The 18,079-nt window shown below is 67.5% G+C and carries 13 protein-coding genes; 5 read left to right on the forward strand and 8 right to left on the reverse strand.

All coding sequences use genetic code 11. From position 1 onward, the window contains the following. Positions 1 to 4 precede the first annotated feature (4 nt). From DIZ26_RS33670 to DIZ26_RS33680, 3 genes are read right to left on the reverse strand one after another with little or no spacing between them, the layout of a single operon-like run. Positions 5 to 841 (reverse strand): carbohydrate ABC transporter permease, encoded by an 837-nt coding sequence (locus DIZ26_RS33670; RefSeq protein ID WP_112248583.1) that lies wholly within the window; start codon positions 839 to 841, stop codon positions 5 to 7. Further along, entirely contained in the window at positions 838 to 1,803 is a 966-nt protein-coding gene (locus DIZ26_RS33675; RefSeq protein WP_112248584.1) for a carbohydrate ABC transporter permease, read from the reverse strand. The genes DIZ26_RS33670 and DIZ26_RS33675 overlap by 4 nt, the downstream gene beginning before the upstream one ends. A 4-nt stretch (positions 1,804 to 1,807) precedes the next feature. Continuing rightward, positions 1,808 to 3,109, reverse strand: a complete 1,302-nt coding sequence (locus DIZ26_RS33680) for an ABC transporter substrate-binding protein (RefSeq protein WP_198676404.1) — start codon at positions 3,107 to 3,109, stop codon at positions 1,808 to 1,810. 202 nt (positions 3,110 to 3,311) lie between these two features. Here DIZ26_RS33680 and DIZ26_RS33685 point away from each other — a divergent pair, with 202 nt between their 5' ends. Together DIZ26_RS33685 and DIZ26_RS33690 are read left to right on the forward strand one after the other, a co-directional pair. Further along, the gene (locus DIZ26_RS33685) at positions 3,312 to 4,001 is read left to right on the forward strand and encodes a FadR/GntR family transcriptional regulator (protein WP_112248585.1); all 690 of its coding nucleotides are present in this window, start codon (positions 3,312 to 3,314) and stop codon (positions 3,999 to 4,001) included. Positions 4,002 to 4,128: 127 nt separating this feature from the next. After that, positions 4,129 to 6,144 carry a glycosyl hydrolase family 28-related protein gene (locus DIZ26_RS33690; protein WP_112248586.1) on the forward strand — a complete coding sequence of 672 codons (2,016 nt, stop codon included), beginning with the start codon at positions 4,129 to 4,131 and terminating at the stop codon, positions 6,142 to 6,144. A 47-nt stretch (positions 6,145 to 6,191) separates the two neighbouring features. On the opposite strand, the gene DIZ26_RS33695 is transcribed toward DIZ26_RS33690, so the two are convergent. Continuing rightward, complete coding sequence (locus tag DIZ26_RS33695) at positions 6,192 to 7,742, reverse strand: MFS transporter (RefSeq protein ID WP_198676405.1); 1,551 nt, start codon at positions 7,740 to 7,742, stop codon at positions 6,192 to 6,194. A gap of 308 nt (positions 7,743 to 8,050) precedes the next feature. Here DIZ26_RS33695 and DIZ26_RS33700 point away from each other — a divergent pair, with 308 nt between their 5' ends. Then, positions 8,051 to 8,494, forward strand: a complete 444-nt coding sequence (locus DIZ26_RS33700; RefSeq protein WP_112248587.1) for a MarR family winged helix-turn-helix transcriptional regulator — start codon at positions 8,051 to 8,053, stop codon at positions 8,492 to 8,494. 21 nt (positions 8,495 to 8,515) lie between these two features. Continuing rightward, a complete protein-coding gene (locus tag DIZ26_RS33705) occupies positions 8,516 to 9,667 on the forward strand; it encodes a pyridoxal phosphate-dependent aminotransferase (protein WP_112248588.1) in 1,152 nt (383 codons plus the stop codon). 150 nt (positions 9,668 to 9,817) lie between these two features. On the opposite strand, the gene DIZ26_RS33710 is transcribed toward DIZ26_RS33705, so the two are convergent. The 4 genes from DIZ26_RS33710 to clpB all read right to left on the reverse strand — a co-directional run bounded on the left by DIZ26_RS33710 (position 9,818) and on the right by clpB (position 14,095). Next, entirely contained in the window at positions 9,818 to 10,417 is a 600-nt protein-coding gene (locus tag DIZ26_RS33710) for a hypothetical protein (RefSeq protein ID WP_112248589.1), read from the reverse strand. 90 nt (positions 10,418 to 10,507) lie between these two features. Then, positions 10,508 to 10,864 (reverse strand): ArsC/Spx/MgsR family protein, encoded by a 357-nt coding sequence (locus DIZ26_RS33715; protein ID WP_112248590.1) that lies wholly within the window; start codon positions 10,862 to 10,864, stop codon positions 10,508 to 10,510. After that, the gene (locus DIZ26_RS33720; RefSeq protein ID WP_112248591.1) at positions 10,864 to 11,388 is read right to left on the reverse strand and encodes a hypothetical protein; all 525 of its coding nucleotides are present in this window, start codon (positions 11,386 to 11,388) and stop codon (positions 10,864 to 10,866) included. Before DIZ26_RS33720 ends, DIZ26_RS33715 begins: the two co-directional genes overlap by 1 nt. Before the next feature lie 124 nt (positions 11,389 to 11,512). Further along, a complete protein-coding gene (gene clpB / locus DIZ26_RS33725; protein ID WP_112248592.1) occupies positions 11,513 to 14,095 on the reverse strand; it encodes an ATP-dependent chaperone ClpB in 2,583 nt (860 codons plus the stop codon). A gap of 193 nt (positions 14,096 to 14,288) precedes the next feature. Here clpB and DIZ26_RS33730 point away from each other — a divergent pair, with 193 nt between their 5' ends. After that, positions 14,289 to 18,044: a S8 family peptidase gene (locus DIZ26_RS33730; RefSeq protein WP_232828783.1), complete on the forward strand. Its 3,756-nt coding sequence runs from the start codon at positions 14,289 to 14,291 to the stop codon at positions 18,042 to 18,044. Positions 18,045 to 18,079 lie beyond the last annotated feature (35 nt).

Raw genomic sequence — 18,079 nt, forward strand, 5'->3', positions numbered from 1 at the left:
TCTGTCACTCCTTGACGGCGCCGGCGGTGAGGCCTTCGACGATGTAGCGGCTGGCGAAGGCGAACAGGACCATGGTGGGGACGATGGACAGGACGGCGGCCGCCGACATCGAGCCCCAGTCGATGTTGTAGCTGCTGATGAAGCCGTTCAGGGCGGCTGGGATCGTCTTGTTGTTGTCGCTGTTCAGCAAGGTGACCGACAGGAACAGTTCGTTCCAGCAGTTCACGAAGTTGAAGATGTACGACGCGGCCAGGCCCGGCGTCATCACCGGGACGAGCACCCGGAACAACGCCGACAGCCGCGAGCAGCCGTCCACCATCGCGGCCTCCTCCAGCGAGGCCGGGACGTTCTCGAAGAACCCGCGCAACATCACCGTGCAGAGCGGGATCGAGACCGCGACGTAGACGAGCACCAGACCCCATCTGCTGTCGACCAGGTACAGCTTCGTCATCAGGATGTAGAGCGATCCCAGGGCGATGAAACCAGGGATCATCTGGGTGACCAGGAACGCGCCCATCACCGCGCCCTTGGAGACGAACTCGAACCGGGCCAGCACGTACGCAGAGAGCAACGAGATCACCGTCGACAACGCCGCCGCCACCGTCGAGACGATCAGGCTGTTGACCAGGAACACCGCGAAGTTCGACTGGCTGAAGAGCCCGCGGTAGTTCTCCAGCGAGAAGTCACCCGGCCAGTACTTCAGCGGGTAGGCGAAGATCGTGCCCGGCGCCTTGAACGACGTGACCAGGATCCAGTAGAGCGGGAACACGGTGAACAGCAGGCAGATCCCGAGGCCGCCGAACCTCGCGATCCGGCCGGCCAGGGTTTCGGAGCGGATCATCCGGCCACCTTTCGTGCCGTAGTACGGGGTGTTCTCGGCCGGATCGCGAGCAGGTAGAAGATCGCGAACAGGATCAGCACGAACACCACCATCACGCCCATCGCCGAGGCGCGGCCGTAGTCGCCCTCCTGGGTGACCTGGATCATGTACGACGTGACCGTGTGGGTCGCGTTCGCCGGGCCACCACCGGTCATCCCGAAGATCAGCTCGGGCGAGTTGAAGATCCAGATCACCCGGAGCAGCACGGTCAGGGCGAGCGTGGTCCGGATCGACGGGATGGTGATGCCGAACAGGGTGCGCACCTTGCCCGCGCCGTCGATCGCGGCCGCCTCGTACAGCTCGTCCGGCACCGATTGGAGCGCGGCGAGGATCATGATCGCGAAGAACGTCACGCCGTACCAGACGTTCGCGACGATCACGGCGACCATCGCGTACTTCGCGTCGGCCAGCCACGGCACCGGGGTGTCGATCAGGTGCGCCTTCATCAGCAGGTCGTTGACCACGCCGAATTCACCGTTGAACATCCAGCGGAACAGGATGCCGATCAGGAAGCCGGAGACCGCCCAGGGAAAGAACACCAGTGCCTGGTAGGTGCCGCGGAACCTGAACTTGCGCCGCAACCAGAGCGCCATCGTGAAGCCGATCAGGAACTGCGGCACCAGCGAACCGACCACCCAGACGACCGAGTTCTTCACCGTGCCGCGGAACATGTCGTCGTGCAGCAGGGTGCGGAAGTTCTTCAGCCCGACCCAGGAGGTGTCCGACAGGTCGTTCAGGTTGTAGTTCCGGAACGCCATCTGGATGCCGTTCAGCAACGGGTAGTAGGTGAACAACGCCACGAACACGATCGCGGGCAGCATGAAGGCGAGCAGGACCAGCGCAGTACGGCCGGTGAACTGACGTCGGTGACTTGTCCTTGCGGGCGGCCGGCGTACCGGCCGCTCTGTTTGGAGGACGGCCATCAGCTCACTTCCCGGCCCACTTCTGGGTCCAGTAGTCGTCCCAGCCCTTCAGGATGTCGGCCGGCTGCGCCTTGCCGGTGATCAGCTTCTGTACGTCGGCGTCGGACTTGTTGCCCCATTCGGTCGACCACGGCACCCCGCGCGGCTGTGTCACCACGATGTAGGTGTCCGGGGACGAGTTCATCGCGACGTACGACGCCCAGGGGCCGTCCTTGAAGTACGGGTCGTCCGCGGCGCTCTTCAGGATCGGGACCAGGCTGTTCTCCTTCGAGAACGTCATCGCCGCGTCGCCGGAGGTGAGGAACTTGACCAGCTTCACCGCCTCCGCCTTGTGCTCGCTGCCCTGGGCAACCCCCCAACCCGCGTTGGCCAGCGGCTGCGCGGCCTTGCCGGTGGGACCGACCGGAAGCGGCGCGGTACCCCACTGGTCTTCCTTGATCGTCTTGGATTCCTTGACCGTCGCGATCACCTCGGGGTCCTGGAGCAGGAAGCCGGTGGTGCCGGAGGTGAAGCCCTGCACCATTTCCGGATAGCCCCAGCTGACCGAGGACTTCGGCGAGGCGTTCTTGAACAGATCGAGGTACAGGTTGAGCGCGTCGACGGCCTTCGGCGAGGAGAAGATGGTCTTGCCGTTGGTCAGCTTGAACGCGTTGTCGTGGTTGAGCTCGTCGATCACGTACCCCGAGATGATCGCGACCGCGTTGCCGCCCGCGCCGAGTCCACCACGGAACGAGTACCCGTACCGGTTCTTCGCCGGGTCGTTGATCTTCTTCGCCTGCTCGACCAGCTCGGACCAGCTCTTCGGCGGGCCGCTGAATCCGGCCTGCTGGACGAGGTCCTTGCGGTAGAACAGCGACAGTCCGTAGAAGCCGTACGGCACCATGTAGGACTTGCCGCCTTGCTGGGTCACCTTGAGCGCGTTCTCGGTCAGCGCGCTCAGCCCGTCCCAGCCCTTCAGTTCGGGGGCCATGTCGTAGATCCACTTGTTGGTGGAGAACGGGCCGACGGTGGTGTCGCGGACCTCCAGGACGTCGACGCCCTTGCCGGACTGGAGCATCTGCTGGATCTTCTGGTCCGCCTGGTTGGTCGGCGGGGAGATGAGCTGCACCTTGATGCCGCTGTTCTTCGCCTCGAAGTCGCCGATCAGCTTCTTCAACAGCGCGGTCCTGGTCGGGTTGGTCAGGCTCTCGACCATCTGCAGCTTGACCTCACCGTTCGCCTTCTCGGCCGGGCCGGGGCCGCAGGCCGCCACGGCCGCGACCACGGCGGCCGCGGCGATCGATGCGAACATCTGTCGGTAGCGCATGGCGCTTCTCCTCAGGGGATGTGGGCCAGGTGTGCCAGAGTTCTGCCCAAACTTTGCTCTGACATCTGATGACTTGGTCAACCGATCCTTGAACCTTGCCAGAATTACGCTTGCTCGACAAGCACTTACAGACACCCTGGCCGTAAGTACTCTGAGGACTTATCCTCGGGGCATACTCTGGGCGACCGAAGGGGAGGTGCCGATGGCAGCCACGGACAAGGCGCTGGCCGGACTGCGGCAGATGATCGCTTCCGGGACCCTCGGTCCGGGCCAGAAGTTCCCGCCGGAGCCGGAACTGTGCGACCGCCTCGGCGTATCCCGCAGTTCGCTCCGGGAAGCGGCCCGCTCACTGGCCGCGCTCGGCGTGATCGAGTCGCGGCACGGTTCGGGCACCTACGTCTCCGCCCTCGACCCGGCCGAGATCATCAGCCGCTTCTCCTTGTCGGTCGAGCTGATCCCACTCGAAGGAGTGCTCGAACTCCTCGAAGTACGCCGGGTCCTCGAAGCGCACGCGACCGCCGCGGCCGCAGCCCGGCAGGACGCCGACCTCGAGAAACACCTCGGCGACATCCTCGACCGCCTCGAGGCCACCACGGACGCCGCGGAGATCCAGACTCTCGACGCAGAGTTCCACGGCGCAATCTGTACTGCGGGCGGCAACCCGACCGTGACCGCGCTGACCGGAGTGATCCGCGGCCGCGGCGGGCACTACCGGATCTTCGAACCGGGCGCCGATTTCGACGCGATCAAGCAGACCAGCGACCGCGGCCATCGCGCCATCCTCGCCGCCATCGCCGGCCGCGATCCCGCCGCCGCGGCCACCGCCGCCTCCGCCCACATCGCCCAGACGGAACTCTGGCTCCGAGCCCTCCGGCCAGTACCGCAGATCTGACAGACGCGGGAAATTACTTCCGATTGTCGAGATCTTGCAGGGAATCATCCGGATGCGTATCGTCCGGGCCCAAGCGGTGACGCCTGCCGTACCTCGATGAGCAGGTACGGCCGTTCAGTTGAGGGGGATGTCGCCCGTGTCCCACCAGCCCTTGTCCCGACGCCGGCTCGCAGTGAGCAGCCTGGCAGTCGGCGCCCTACTCTCCACCGCCGCCTTGACGGCCGCGGCTTACCCGACCGCCGCACCCGTCGCGACCACACCCCCGAAGATCACCAGAGCGGGGCTCGATCCCGTCCTGGTGAAAGGCCGCGGGGCAACTGTCCCGTTCGTCGAGCAAGAGGCGGAGAACGCTGCCACCACCGGCGAGAAACTCGGTCCCGGCCGTGAGGCCTACACCTTGCCGGCCGAGGCTTCCGGGCGTACCGCAGTACGGCTGACCACGCCCGGACAGTACGTCGAGTTCACCTTGTCGCAAGCTGCCAACGCGTTGACCCTGCGCTACAGCATTCCCGACACAGCGTCCGGTGGTGGTCTGCGCGCGCCCTTGGACGTGACCGTCAACGGCAAGCACAAGCAGACGATGACGCTGACGTCCGAGTACGCGTGGCTCTACGGCATGTATCCGTTCTCCAACGACCCGAATGTCGACCCGATCCCCGGCTGGTGGAAGCCTGAACCGGACCCGGTCGCGAAGCCCTTCCGGCCGAACCACTTCTACGACGAGCAGCGCCTGCTCCTCGGCAAGACGTACCAGGCCGGTGACAAGGTCCGCTTCCAACTCCCCGCCAACTCCCCCGCCGCCTGGACCGTGCTCGACGTCGCCGACTTCGAGCAGGTCGCGGCACCGATCAAGCAGCCCCGGAAGTCCTTGTCCGTAAGGCTTTTCGGCGCCGACCCGACCGGCCGGTACGACGCGGCGCCGGCGATCGACCGCACCATCGCGCTCGCGAAGAAGCTCGGCTGGACCGTCTACATCCCTCCCGGTACGTACCAGGTGAACCGACACATCGTGGTCGACAAGGTCACCGTGCAAGGCGCCGGGAACTGGTGGACGATCATCAAGGGCAAGGTGCTTCCACTCGCCGAGCCCGCGCCGGACAAGTCGGTGCACAGCGCACCCGGCTTCTACGGCAAGTACGCAACTGATGGCGGCAGCACCAACGTGCACCTCAAGGACTTCGCGATCGAAAGCGACGTCCGCGAGCGGATCGACACCGACCAGGTGAACGGGATCGGCGGTTCGATCGGCGGCGGTTCGACGATCGAGAACCTCTATCTGCACCACACCAAGGTCGGCATCTGGCTGGACGGCCCGATGGACGGGCTGCTGATCCGCAACAACATCATCACCGACGCGGTCGCCGACGGGATGAATCTCCACCTGGGTGTCTCGCACGTCCGGGCGACCAACAACTTCGTCCGCAACAGCGGCGACGACGGGCTCGCGATGTGGTCCGAGGCCAACCCCGACGGACTGGCCAACCACGACAACGTCTACGACCACAACACCGTGCAGACGCCCGTCCTGGCGAACGACATCGCGATCTACGGCGGCAAGGACAACGCGGTCACCGACAACCTGGTCGCCGACCCGATCCGCGAGGGCAGCACCCTGCACGCGGGCTCGCGGTTCAACGCGACACCGTTCGAAGGAACGTTGTCGTTCGCCCGGAACACCACCGTCCGCGGCGGCCCACGCGATCTCAACTGGGACCTCGGCCTCGGCTCGATCTGGCTGTACGCCTTGCAGTCGGACATGTCCGGCAAGATCGAGGTCACCGACAGTTCGTTCCTCGACTCGACGTACAACGCGATCATGTTCGTGGTCGACTGGCCGGTCAAGGACACCTATTCGCTGACGAACGTTGCCTTTCGCAACATCAAGGTGGACGGCACCGGGACCAACGTGGTCAACGCCCGGGTCGGCGGCTTCGCCAGCTTCGAGAACGTGGACGCACGCAACGTGGGTGCGCCGTTCGTCAACAACTGCGGCACTTTCCACTTCACGGGTACGCCGGAGTTCGACGTACGGCTGATCGGGGACAGCAACGACGGGGGTTGGACGGCCGATGCCGGTGCACCCGGCCACTGTGAGGACCGGCCGCCGGTGGTGCCGCCGCCAGCGCCCAGCCCTTGGCCGTAACCCCTTGCAGTGCGGTGGATTCGCCCCCCATCCACCGCACTGCTTGATCAGCCTTCGACAGCGGCAGGCTCCAGCGTGGTGGGCTCGCCGACCGCCGTACTGCGTCGCGCTCGGAAGGCGACGATGATCACGATCGCGCCGACGAACGCACAGATGGCGGCTGTCGCGGCGGCGACGTGCATCGAGTGGATGAAGGCGTCGTTGGCCGCGTGGACCAACTCGGGCCGGCCGAGCGCAACCGCCGTACGCCGGGTCGCTTCGGCCGAGCCTGCGGCGTTTTCACGTACTCCGGCAGGAAGATCGGCCAGCGATGGCGCGATCGAATGCTGGTAGACGTTCGAGAGGATCGTGCCGAGTACGGCGACGCCGAGAACGCTCGCGACCTGGCGGATCGCGTTGTTCACGGCCGATCCGGCGCCGATCCGGTCGACCGGAAGGGCCGCGATGATCGCCGCTGAGGTCGGCGCGACGGCGGCGCCGATCGCAGTACCGGCGACGAATCCGACCAGGCAGAACCAGATCAGCGGGGTGTCGATCACGTAGGTCAGGTTCATCGCGTGGCAGAACGCGAACACGGCCAGCGCAGTACCGGAGACCGCCGCGATACTGAAGCGGCGGGCCAACCGGGCTCCGAGCGGGGCGCCGATGACGACACCGAGTGCCCCGGGCAACGAAAGCAGACCGGCATGCAGTGCGGTCATGCCGCGGGCGCCTTGCAAATAGAAAGTGACATAGAGACTCTGCCCGGTGATCGTGAGGAACAAGGCCGCGAGCGCGAAGTTGCCGGCCGCGAACCGCCGGTTGCGGAACAGCCGCGGATCGAAGCTCGGCTGCTTCTCCTTCCACTCCGAGAAGAGGAACGCGGAGATCAGTACGACGCCGGCCGCGATGCTGCCCCAGACCTGCCAGCGACTCCAGCCGCCGCGTTGACCGCCTTCGATCAGGCCGTACGCGACCCCGAGCAAGCCGAGGGTGGACAGGCCGAGGCCGAGCGGATCCAGCCGCCGCCGCTGTGGGCTACGCGGGTTGGGTACGACGAGCGCGGCGCCGACCAGGCCGGCGGCGACCAGCGGCAGGTTGATGAGGAAGACCGAACCCCACCAGAAATGGTCGATCAGCAGGCCGCCGAGTACCGGACCCGTTGCGACCCCGACGCCGGCCGAGGACGACCAGGCCGCGATCGCACCGGCGCGGCGCTCGGGCGGGAAGGTGGCGCCGATGATCGCCATCGACGTCGGCATGATCATCGCGCCGCCGATCCCCATCAGTGCGCGGGCGAGGATCAGCGAGACCGGCCCGGTCGACCAGGCGGCCCAGGCCGAGGAGGCGCCGAAGACCGCCATACCGATCATCAGCACGGTCCGATGGCCGTAGCGATCGCCGAGCGCGCCGGCGGCGAACAGGGCGGTGGCGAAGAAGAGCGAGTAGATCCCGAGCGCCCATTGCAGCTGGTTCGGGGTGGCGCCGAGTCCGTGCACCGGGTCGGCCAGGCGTTCCAGCGCGATGCCGAGCACGGTCGAGTCGATCCAGATCAGGATCGCCGACACGACGAGGATGGAAAGGATCCGGCGCTGCCGCCGGTGATCGACAAGGTCCACGTCGACTCCCTATGATTGACAGGTTCCTGACGCGACGAGCGTGCCACGATCGTCAGGAACCTGTCAATCATCCCTCACCACCCCGAGCAAAGCGAAGGTGCTCCTCCCACCACCCCGAGCGAAGCGAAGGTGTTCCTCCCACCACCCCGAGCGAAGCGCGGGTGTTCCTCCCACCACCCCGAGCGAAGCGCGGGTGTTCCTCCCACCACCCCGAGCGAAGCGAGGGTGTTTCACTCACACCACCCCGAGCGAAGCGAGGGTGTTCCTGGTCTTTTCTGGTCGTTCCGGATCCCGGGCAGAATGGCGGCATGAGCTACGTCGACGAAGACAGTTGCGTCACCTTCTTGGTGCGGCACGCCTGGCTGAGCATGCGGTCGGCCGTCGCGGCCGCGCTCGCGGAGCACGAGCTGTCCGTCCCGCAGTACGGAACGCTGCTGATCCTGAGCCACCAGCCGGGCTGCACCATCGCCGAGATCGGCCGCAAGGTCGGCACCGCCCGGCAGTCCGCCAACGAGCTGATCACCGGGATGGAACGTGCCGGCCTGATCGAACGCCAGGCCAACCCGAACGACCGCCGCTCCCAGCTCGTCCACCTCACCGCCGCTGGCAAGACCCGGCTCGCGGCCGCGACCCCCGCCGTACGGGCCGTCGAAGAGGAACTCGAAGCAGACTTCAGCCCCGCCGACCGCGAAGCGGCCCGCGCCTGGCTCCACCGCATGGTCAACACCGAAGTTCCCATCGACGAACCGTGAGAAGCAGTTAGGGTCGCAGGTATGCGCGATCACGCTCAGCGGTTGCAGGGACTCGGGACGACGATCTTCGCCGAGATGTCGGCGCTCGCGGTCCGGACGAACTCGGTGAACCTCGGTCAGGGGTTCCCCGATACCGACGGACCCGACTCACTGCTGGAGGCCGCGATCGCCGCGATCCGGGCCGGCGCGAACCAGTATCCGCCCGGCCGCGGGATTCCTGCCTTGCGCCAGGCGATCGTCGACCACCAGCAGCGCTTCTACGGGCTGACGTACGACCCCGACACCGAGGTGCTCGTCACCACCGGCGCCACCGAGGCGATCGCCGCCTCACTGCTCGCGTACGTCGAGCCGGGCGACGAGGTGATCGCTCTTGAGCCGTACTACGACTCGTACGCCGCCTGCATCGCCATGGCCGGCGGTCATCGGGTGCCGGTCACCTTGCGGGCTCCTGACTTCCGGCTCGACCTCGACGAGCTGCGCGCCGCCGTGTCGCCGAAGACGAAGGTGCTGCTGATCAATTCGCCGCACAACCCCACCGGTACCGTCCTCAACGACACCGAACTCCGCGGGATCGCCGCTCTGGCAGTCGAACACGACCTGGTCGTCATCACCGACGAGGTCTACGAACACCTCATCTTCGACGGACTCCAGCACCACCCGCTCACGGCGTACGACGGAATGGCCGAGCGCACCGTCTCGATCGGCAGCGCGGGCAAGACGTTCTCGGTCACCGGCTGGAAGATCGGCTGGGTCACCGGCAGCCCGGCCGTCGTCACCGCGGTGAACACGGCCAAACAGTTCCTCACCTACGTCTCGGGCGCCCCGTTCCAGCCCGCCGTCGCCGGAGCGCTTGCCTTGGGCAACGAGTACTTCGATGTGTTGCGGTCCACCATGCAAGCCAAACGCGACCTGCTCTGCGACGGCCTGGCATCCCTCGGCTTCGGCGTCCACCGCCCGCAGGGCACCTACTTCGTCACCACCGACGTCCGCCCCCTCGGCTATACCGACGGCGTCGACTTCTGCCGCATGCTCCCCGAGAAAACCGGCGTAGTAGCCATCCCCCACCAGGTCTTCTACGACAACGTGGACGCCGGCCGCCCCTTGGTCCGCTGGGCCTTCTGCAAACAAACCCACGTACTAGAAGAAGCCCTGTCCCGCCTCACCAAACTCTGAGGGCATCCACGGGCATCCCGGGGCAGATTCCCGAACGGCATGACACACCCTCCGCCCCTGTGCAAGACTTACATCAGCTCCCTAGGGCACCTTGTGGAGAAGTGAAGCTGGGATTCCCTCCGGAATGAAGGGGCCCAGCTTTCGCGCTTCCTAGCGCACTCTCACCTCGCGGACGTCGACCGACTCGGACAGCATCAGCAGCCATCTCGGCTCTCCCCGCCGTGCCGCCGCCACGGCACCGGCCACCGCATCCGGCAACCAGACCATCGGCTCCTGGACTGGCTGAGCGAAGTCGACCGACAGCTCTCGCGAGATCAGGCCCTTGTACCGCGCGCTGTCGACCAGCCTCAGGTCGCGCCGGTCCTGCGCTGCCGCCCGCGACTCCAACCAGACCCGGGATACCCCGAATTTGTCGAGCTCATACAGGAGACACTCCAGACAGCACCGTCGCGCCCGCTCTTGCCTAGATCTGTCCATCGGAGCACCGATTGCCACGATGGCAGCGATGTCCAGCGTGCTGATCTGGTGGGCGATCAGATCACGGCGCTTGGCTGATTCGGCGACCCAGTGAAGTCGCACTCCTGGACGTACGACGAGGTCGAGCATGGTGGCTCGCAAGTCTTCGCAGTCGTCTTGATCGGCGACCACCGCCGCCATCATGTACGTGTCCGGGACATCGCGACTGTCGATGATGAGCGACTCGTCGATCCAGGCGGAGAGGGTGAAAAGAGGTGGGGGCGTGCTGGGCATCAAGGGATGATGCAGCAGGACTCACCGTCTGGCGGGCGACATTCCCAGGGCTTTCCGGGGCAGGTTGGGGCAGATTAAGAGGCCTTGTTTTCAAGGGGTCTTGAGAACCGTGGCCAGGGTTTCGGGGTCTCGGGCTACTACGGTGGTGTTGTCGTCGGTGGTGATGATGGGGCGTTGGATGAGGGTGGGGTTGGCGGACATCAGCCTGATCCAGTCGGCGCGGTGGGCCTCGTCGCGGGGGAGGTCGGCTACCAGGGCGGCGGCTGGTTCGTTCAGGCGGGCTAGGTGCCAGGGGTCGAGGTTGAGGCGGGTGATGACGTCCGACAGTTCCTCGGGGGTGGGAGGGTCGTCCAGGTAGCGGCGGACGGTGTAGGAGATGCCTGCTTCGTCGAGGGCCGCGGTGGCGGTTCGGCATTTCGAGCAGGCGGGGTTGATCCAGATCTCCATCAGCGTCGTGCCTCCAGGAACCAGAGTTTGGTGGGGGTCTGCAGCATCAGGACGAGCAGGGCGAGGTGGAGTCCGAGGCCGAGCAGGCCGCCGGGGAGTGCGGTGATGCTGCCGGCGATGCCGAAGACGGCGACGACGATCAGCATCGTCCGGGCCCACGGGCGCTGTTTGCGGATGAAGATCGCCGGCAGGATGTAAGCGGCGCTGCAGATCACGGCCGCGACCAGCACCACGTTCTGCGCGTTTTCGTCGCCGGTCAGCGTCTGCGTGATCGGCCGCCCGGCCGAGGTCAACGCGAACAGGCCGAGCAGGATCGTGAGCACCCCTAGCGCGAGTGAGATCACCGACGCGATGATCACCTGCTTCGGCGGCCCCGCGTGCACCTGCGAGTACGGATTGGGCCGCTGCAAGCCGGGCTGCGCCGGCGATCCCGGCAACGGCGACTGACCACCGAAGACCCCCTGGTACGGGCCGGGTCGATCCGGGTCGCGCGGCGGCTGCTGCTCGCCGTACTGGTCGCTCATTGCCTGGAGATCCTTCCGCCGGCGCGCCGGCCGCGCCGCTTGCCCCGATCCTCCCAGATCGCCCCAACCACAGCCGCGCAGAACGGCCGGGACCCCGGCAAGCAGGATCCCGGCCGTCGATGCGTCAGGCCGAGGTGACCTCGAGCGCGTCCTTGGCCTCGTTCAGCCGGACGTGCACGGTATCGCCGTCGCGGATGGCTCCGGAGAGCAGGCCGCGGGCGAGTTCGTCGCCGATCGCGGACTGCACCAGCCGGCGCAGCGGACGAGCGCCGTAGACCGGGTCGTACCCCGTCAGCGCCAGCCACTCCATCGCGTCGTCACCGACGTCGAGCGTGATCCGCCGGTCGGTCAAGCGCTTCTGCAGGCCGACGATCTGCAGCCCGACGATCTTGGTCAGCTCCTCGCTGCCGAGCGCGTCGAACAGCACGATCTCGTCCAGCCGGTTGATGAACTCCGGCTTGAACGACTGCCGGACCACGTTCATCACCTGGTCGCGCTTGAGCGTGTCGTCGATCGACATGTCCGCCAGGTACGCCGAACCGAGGTTGCTGGTGAGCACCAGGATGACGTTGCGGAAGTCGACCGTACGCCCCTGGCCGTCGGTCAGCCGGCCGTCGTCGAGCACCTGCAGCAGGATGTCGAAGACCTCGGGATGCGCCTTCTCCACCTCGTCCAGCAGGATCACGGAGTACGGGCGGCGCCGGACGGCTTCGGTCAGCTGACCGCCTTCCTCGTAGCCGACGTACCCCGGAGGAGCACCGACGAGCCGCGAGACGCTGTGCTTCTCGCCGTACTCCGACATGTCGATCCGGACCATCGCCCGCTCGTCGTCGAACAGGAAGTCGGCCAGCGCCTTCGCCAGTTCGGTCTTGCCGACACCGGTCGGGCCGAGGAACAGGAACGACCCGGTCGGCCGGTCCGGATCCGAGATGCCCGCGCGCGCCCGGCGTACGGCGTCGCTGACGGCCTTCACCGCTTCGCGCTGGCCGATCAGCCGGCGACCGAGCTCGTCCTCCATCCGGAGCAGCTTGCCGGTCTCGCCCTCGAGCAGCCGGCCGGTCGGGATCCCGGTCCACATCGCGATCACCTCGGCGATCTCGGTGGGCCCGACCTCCTCGTTCACCATCGCGTCGGCCGTCTCGGCCGCCGCCGGCTCCTCCGAGGCCTCCTCGAGTTCCTTGGTCAGCTCGGGGATGTCGCCGTACAGAATCCTCGACGCGGTCTCGAAGTCGCCCTCGCGCTGGGCCCGCTCGGCCTGGCCGCGGAGCTCGTCGATCCGCTCCTTGATCTCACCGATCCGGTTCAGGCCGGACTTCTCCTTCTCCCAGCGGGCTTCGAGCGCGCGCAGCTCCTCCTCGCGGTCGGCGAGGTCGGCCCGCAGCCGGGCCAGCCGCTCCTGCGACGAGGCGTCCTCCTCGCGGGACAGCGCGAGCTCCTCCATCTTCAGCCGGTCGACCGTACGGCGAAGCGAGTCGATCTCGACCGGAGACGAGTCGATCTCCATCCGCAGCCGTGAGGCCGCCTCGTCGACCAGGTCGATCGCCTTGTCGGGCAGCTGCCGGCCGGAGATGTACCGGTTGGACAGCGTGGCCGCGGCGACCAGCGCGGAGTCGGAGATGGCGACCTTGTGGTGCGCCTCGTAGCGCTCCTTGAGACCGCGCAGGATCGCGATCGAGTCCTCGACCGACGGCTCGCCGACGAACACCTGCTGGAAGCGTCGCTCCAGCGCCGGGTCCTTCTCGATGCGGGTCCGGTACTCGTCGAGCGTGGTGGCACCGATCATCCGGAGCTCGCCGCGGGCCAGCATCGGCTTCAGCATGTTGCCCGCGTCCATCGCGCCCTCGCCGGACGCGCCGGCGCCCACGACGGTGTGCAGCTCGTCGATGAAGGTGATGACCTGGCCGCCGGACTCCTTGATCTCGGTCAGCACGGCCTTCAGCCGCTCCTCGAACTCACCCCGGTACTTCGCGCCCGCGACCATCGCGCCGAGGTCGAGGCTGATCAGCCGGCGCCCGCGCAGGGACTCCGGCACGTCACCGGCCACGATCCGCTGCGCGAGGCCCTCGACGACGGCGGTCTTACCGACGCCGGGCTCACCGATCAGCACGGGGTTGTTCTTCGTACGCCGGGACAGCACCTGCACCACGCGCCGGATCTCGGAATCACGGCCGATCACCGGGTCGAGCTTGCCCTCGCGAGCGCGCTCGGTCAGGTCGACGCCGTACTTCTCCAGCGTCTTGGTCGTCCCCTCCGCCTCGGGCGAAGTGATCCGCCGGTTCCCGCGCGCGGCGTCGAACGCCTGCAGCAATGCATCCGGAGTTACATCCAAAACACTCTTCGCGACACCCTCGACGGTCGCCAGCGAGATCAGCAGGTGCTCGGTGGAGACGAACTCGTCCCCGAGCCCCAGCGCCCGCTGCTCCGCCTGGTTCAGCACGTCGCTCGTCTTCTGGGACAGGCTGGGCGCCTGCACACTGCCACCGCTGGCCTTGGGCAGCCGGGTCAGCTGCTCCGCCGTACGGCGGCGTACCGCGTCGAGGTCGGCTCCGGCGGCCTCGAGCAGACCGATCGTGGTCCCCTCGGGCTGCGCGAGCAACGCCGACAGCAGGTGAATCGGTTCCACGGTCGGATTGCCCGCCGCGGAGGTCTGACGGATCGCGACCGACAGGGTTTCCCGGGCCAGCGTCGTCAACCGCTGAACGTCCATCTGGTTCCAGCCTTTCCACTCAAAAAACAGCGATCACCAGATACAACGTATCCAAGGTTGAGTCCATTCCACTCAACTTTGCCGAACCTGGGGGAGATCTCAGGGTCAGCGAGCGATTTCCGCCCGATGCGAACGAATCGGCCCGCTCCTTCCGTCTCCGCTGTGAACCCATTTCCGTCCTCAGGAGACTGCTTTGCGACCCATCCGCTGGACCGCCGCCGCCGTTGGGCTGGCCGTGGTCCTGAACCTCGCCGCCGTCCCGGCCGGCGCCAGCCCTCCGTCCCGACCGACCCCAGCTGCCCAAGCCGGCGCCGCCTCGAAGCTGGTCCGGCTCACCCTGATCACCGGTGACCATGTCAGCGTCACCTCGGTGCCGGGCCGGCCCGACCAGATCGTCTTCGAGCCGGGCCGTGGCAGCGGATCGACCGCCGCGGTCACTTCGTTCGTCGCCGGCCACACAGTGGTGGTTCCGTCAGCGGCCGAGGCGGATGTGCTCTCCGGCCGCCTCGATCGCACCCTGTTCGACGTCACCACCTTGATCGCGGAGCATCGCGACGACGCCGGCAGCGCAACCGTCCCGGTCATCATCCGGTACGCCGGGAGCCCGGCGACCGCCCTCGGCCGGGCCCGGCAGGGCGTCGTACCAGGAGGCGCGAAGGCGCGCGTACTGACCAGCATCGGCGCCCGGGCCACCTCGGTACCGAAGAACGCCATCGCGGACTTCTGGGCATCGCTCACGCCCGGCCCCTCCGACCGGGTGGCAGCCACGATCCAGCGCGTCACCCTCGACCGGCAGTACAAGGCGTCCCTGGACCAGAGCGTGCCGCAGATCGGCGGCCCGGCGGCGTGGCAGCGCGGCCTGACCGGCAAGGGCGTCAAGATCGCAGTTCTCGACACCGGCCTGGACACCGGCAAAGCGCCCGGCGAGGCCCAGACGCATGCCGACTTCGCCGGCCGGATCGCGGCGACGGCGAACTTCTCCGACTCCACCGACACCGCTGACCGCTACGGGCACGGCACCCACGTCGCCAGCATCGCAGCCGGTACCGGCGCGGCCTCCGGCGGCAAGTACAAAGGCGTCGCACCTGACGCCACGTTGCTGATCGGCAAGGTACTCGACGACTACGGCAACGGCAGTACCTCGGGCATCATCGCCGGGATGGAGTGGGCCGCGGCCCAAGGTGCGACGATCGCCAACCTCAGCCTCGGCGGCGACCCGAGCGACGGGACCGACGAACTCTCGCTGGCGGTCAACCGGATCAGCCACGACACCGGCATGCTGATGGTCATTGCCGCCGGCAACTGTTGGGACTCCGGCCCCGGCCAGGTGTCGGCGCCGGCTTCGGCCGATGCCGCGCTCGCGGTCGCCAACCTGCAGCGCGACGGGTCGGTCAACGACACCTCCTGCCGTGGCCCGCGCGCAGGCGACGGTGCGCTCAAACCGGAGATCTCCGCCCCCGGCACCGACATCGTCGCCGCGCGCTCGGAGGGCACCACCATCGGCACCCCGGTCGGCGACTTCTACACAACGCTGTCCGGTACGTCGATGGCGAGCCCGCACGTCGCCGGTACGGCGGCCCTGATCGCCCAGGCCCACCCCGACTGGAAGGCGGACCAGCTCAAGAACAGGCTGATCTCCACCGCCGACCCGCAGGACGGTAGCGGCGTGTTCGAACAGGGCGCAGGCCGCGTCGACGCCGACCAGTCGACCGACGACAGCGTCACGGTCGACACCGCCAAACTCGACCTCGGCAGACTCGCCTGGCCGTACCCGGCCACCGATCCGGTCAGCCGCGAACTCAGCTACAGCAACCCGACTGGTACGCCGGTGACGCTGCAACTCGCCGCATCGCTGGAGCCGGCGAAGGCGACACCGAAGCTGAGTACCTCGCAACTCGTCGTACCGGCGCATGGCAGCGCGAAGGTCACCGTCACCGCTGACCGAGCCGGAGGCGGTACCGGCGCGTTCTCCGGCCGGATCACCGCGACCGCGGCGGGTGCCGATCCGCTCGTCACGCTCATCGGCTGGGTCGCCGAGCCGGAACTGCACAACCTCACCATCAAGGGCGTGCTGCGCAGTGGTGGGCCCGCCGACGCCGATCTGATCCTGACCCGACTCGACGGTCCGCCGCTGGGATCGGAGAGCAGCCCGCGGCTGAGGAACGGAACCGTCACGGTCCGGGTACCACCGGGGAAGTACGCGGTCAGCGGCGCCTACGTCGACCCTGCCACCGATGCGCGGCAGCGGCAGGTGATCCTGCTGGTCAGTCCCGAGACCAGCGTCACCACTGACACCACCGTCACGCTCGACGCCCGGCTCGCCAAGCCGGTCTCCTTCAGTGTCCGCGGACGCGCCGGGCTGTCGCCCAGGAGCCACGAGCTGATCAACCTCCGCAAGAACGCGGCCGGCGAGGTGATCGAGTCCCTGTCGGTGTACGCGTCGGAGACCAACGACATGTTCGCCACGCCGACACCGGCGACCACCAGCGGCAGCTCCGAGTTCAGCTCGGTCGCCAGGCTGGAGGTTCCGCCGTACCAGGCACGGGTCGACGGCACCGGCTTCCCGGCGTACCAGATGTCGTTCGCTCCGCGGCTGACCGGGACGAAGACCTTGCCCCTGTACGACGCGGGCACGGGTACTCCGGACGAGCTCGCCGGGGCGGCCGGCAAGCTCGCGATGATCGCGTGGACCGGTACGCCGCTCAGCGGTGATCTGGTGCTCGCGGCCCAGCAGGCCGGCGCCGCGGCGGTGCTGTTCTACGACCAGGATCTCGCCGGGGTGGCGCCGGACGACTACCGGATCAGCGGCTGGCAGGACGACACCAGGATTCCCGTGCTGCGGACGACGAGAGTTGCCGCGCAGGATTTGCTCGCCCGGTTGAAGACCGGCCCGGTGCAGGTGCGGCTGACCGGTGTGGCGGCCTCGCCGGTCGTCTACGACCTGATGGTCCCGTGGAAGAACCGGATCCCCGCCGATCTCCGGGTCGCGGTCGATCCGAGCCGGCTGGCCCGGGTGGACGAGACGTTCGGTTCCCATGTCCCGGACAACAACATCCAGGAGTACCGGTGGGGTTACTCCCCTGCGGGGATCACCAGCGTGGGCTCCGCGCTGCCCCTGTTCAAGGCGCCTGCCCGGCGGACGTCGTACCTGCTGGCGAACGAGGTTCGGTGGTCAGGACACATCATTCAGGGGCATGGCGACGGGTCCGCCTATTTCGAGGCGATGACGAGCCCGCGCAGGTACCAGCCGGGCGCCAGGTCGTCGGTCGGCTGGACGATGCCGGTCGCGAACAGCGGACTGCCTGCGACGCCGCACGACTGGCTGGGAGTCCACCAGGAGGAGGGAGAACTGCAGGTCGCTCTCAGTCCCTTCGGTCACGGGCCTGAGGTCTCGGGCGGCTCGTTCGCCCAGTTCGACCAGAGCCGGCTGACCGTGGACCGGAACGGCGTTCAGGTCGCCGATACTCGAGAAGGCGCGGCCACCGCGATCGACGCCCCGGCCGAGGCCGCCGACTACAAGGTCAGCCTGGACACGCGGCGCGAGTTCGAGGACTGGAAGTACTCGACCCGGGTGCAGTCGGTGTGGTCGTTCAGGTCGAGCGGTTCGGCGACCGAGGTGATGCCGCTCGTCCTGGCCGACCTCGACGTACCGAAGGCCGACGACCTCAACCGGGTCCAGACCGGCGTACCGGTCTCCGTCACCCTCGGCCTCCGGCACCAGACGGGGCCGAAGGGGTCGGCGTTCACCAGCGCGAGCCTCGAGATCTCCTACGACGGGACGACCTGGACCCCGGTACCGCTCGAAAAGACAGCGCCCGGCCGGTACCGCGCAACGGTGAACCACCCGGCGGCGAAGGCAGGCACCTCGCCCTCGCTCCGGCTCACCGCCACGGACTCCTCCGGCGGCAAGCTGCAGCAGGAGGTGACCAAGGCGTACGGACTGAAGTGACGTCGGATGGTTGCCGGTTCGCCGGCAACCATTTC

The sequence above is a fragment of the Kribbella monticola genome (assembly GCF_003261635.1).
GTDB classification, from domain to species: Bacteria; Actinomycetota; Actinomycetes; order Propionibacteriales; family Kribbellaceae; genus Kribbella; species Kribbella monticola.

Bases quoted from the DNA above. Each gene is read 5' to 3' on its own strand.
- DIZ26_RS33715 (WP_112248590.1), bottom strand. From the start codon at position 10,864: ATGGAGATCTGGATCAACCCCGCCTGCTCGAAATGCCGAACCGCCACC.
- DIZ26_RS33670 (WP_112248583.1), bottom strand. From the start codon at position 841: ATGATCCGCTCCGAAACCCTGGCCGGCCGGATCGCGAGGTTCGGCGGC.
- DIZ26_RS33720 (WP_112248591.1), bottom strand. From the start codon at position 11,388: ATGAGCGACCAGTACGGCGAGCAGCAGCCGCCGCGCGACCCGGATCGA.
- DIZ26_RS33675 (WP_112248584.1), bottom strand. From the start codon at position 1,803: ATGGCCGTCCTCCAAACAGAGCGGCCGGTACGCCGGCCGCCCGCAAGG.
- DIZ26_RS33710 (WP_112248589.1), bottom strand. From the start codon at position 10,417: ATGCCCAGCACGCCCCCACCTCTTTTCACCCTCTCCGCCTGGATCGAC.
- DIZ26_RS33680 (WP_198676404.1), bottom strand. From the start codon at position 3,109: ATGCGCTACCGACAGATGTTCGCATCGATCGCCGCGGCCGCCGTGGTC.
- DIZ26_RS33685 (WP_112248585.1), top strand. From the start codon at position 3,312: ATGGCAGCCACGGACAAGGCGCTGGCCGGACTGCGGCAGATGATCGCT.
- DIZ26_RS33690 (WP_112248586.1), top strand. From the start codon at position 4,129: ATGTCGCCCGTGTCCCACCAGCCCTTGTCCCGACGCCGGCTCGCAGTG.
- clpB (WP_112248592.1), bottom strand. From the start codon at position 14,095: ATGGACGTTCAGCGGTTGACGACGCTGGCCCGGGAAACCCTGTCGGTC.
- DIZ26_RS33705 (WP_112248588.1), top strand. From the start codon at position 8,516: ATGCGCGATCACGCTCAGCGGTTGCAGGGACTCGGGACGACGATCTTC.
- DIZ26_RS33700 (WP_112248587.1), top strand. From the start codon at position 8,051: ATGAGCTACGTCGACGAAGACAGTTGCGTCACCTTCTTGGTGCGGCAC.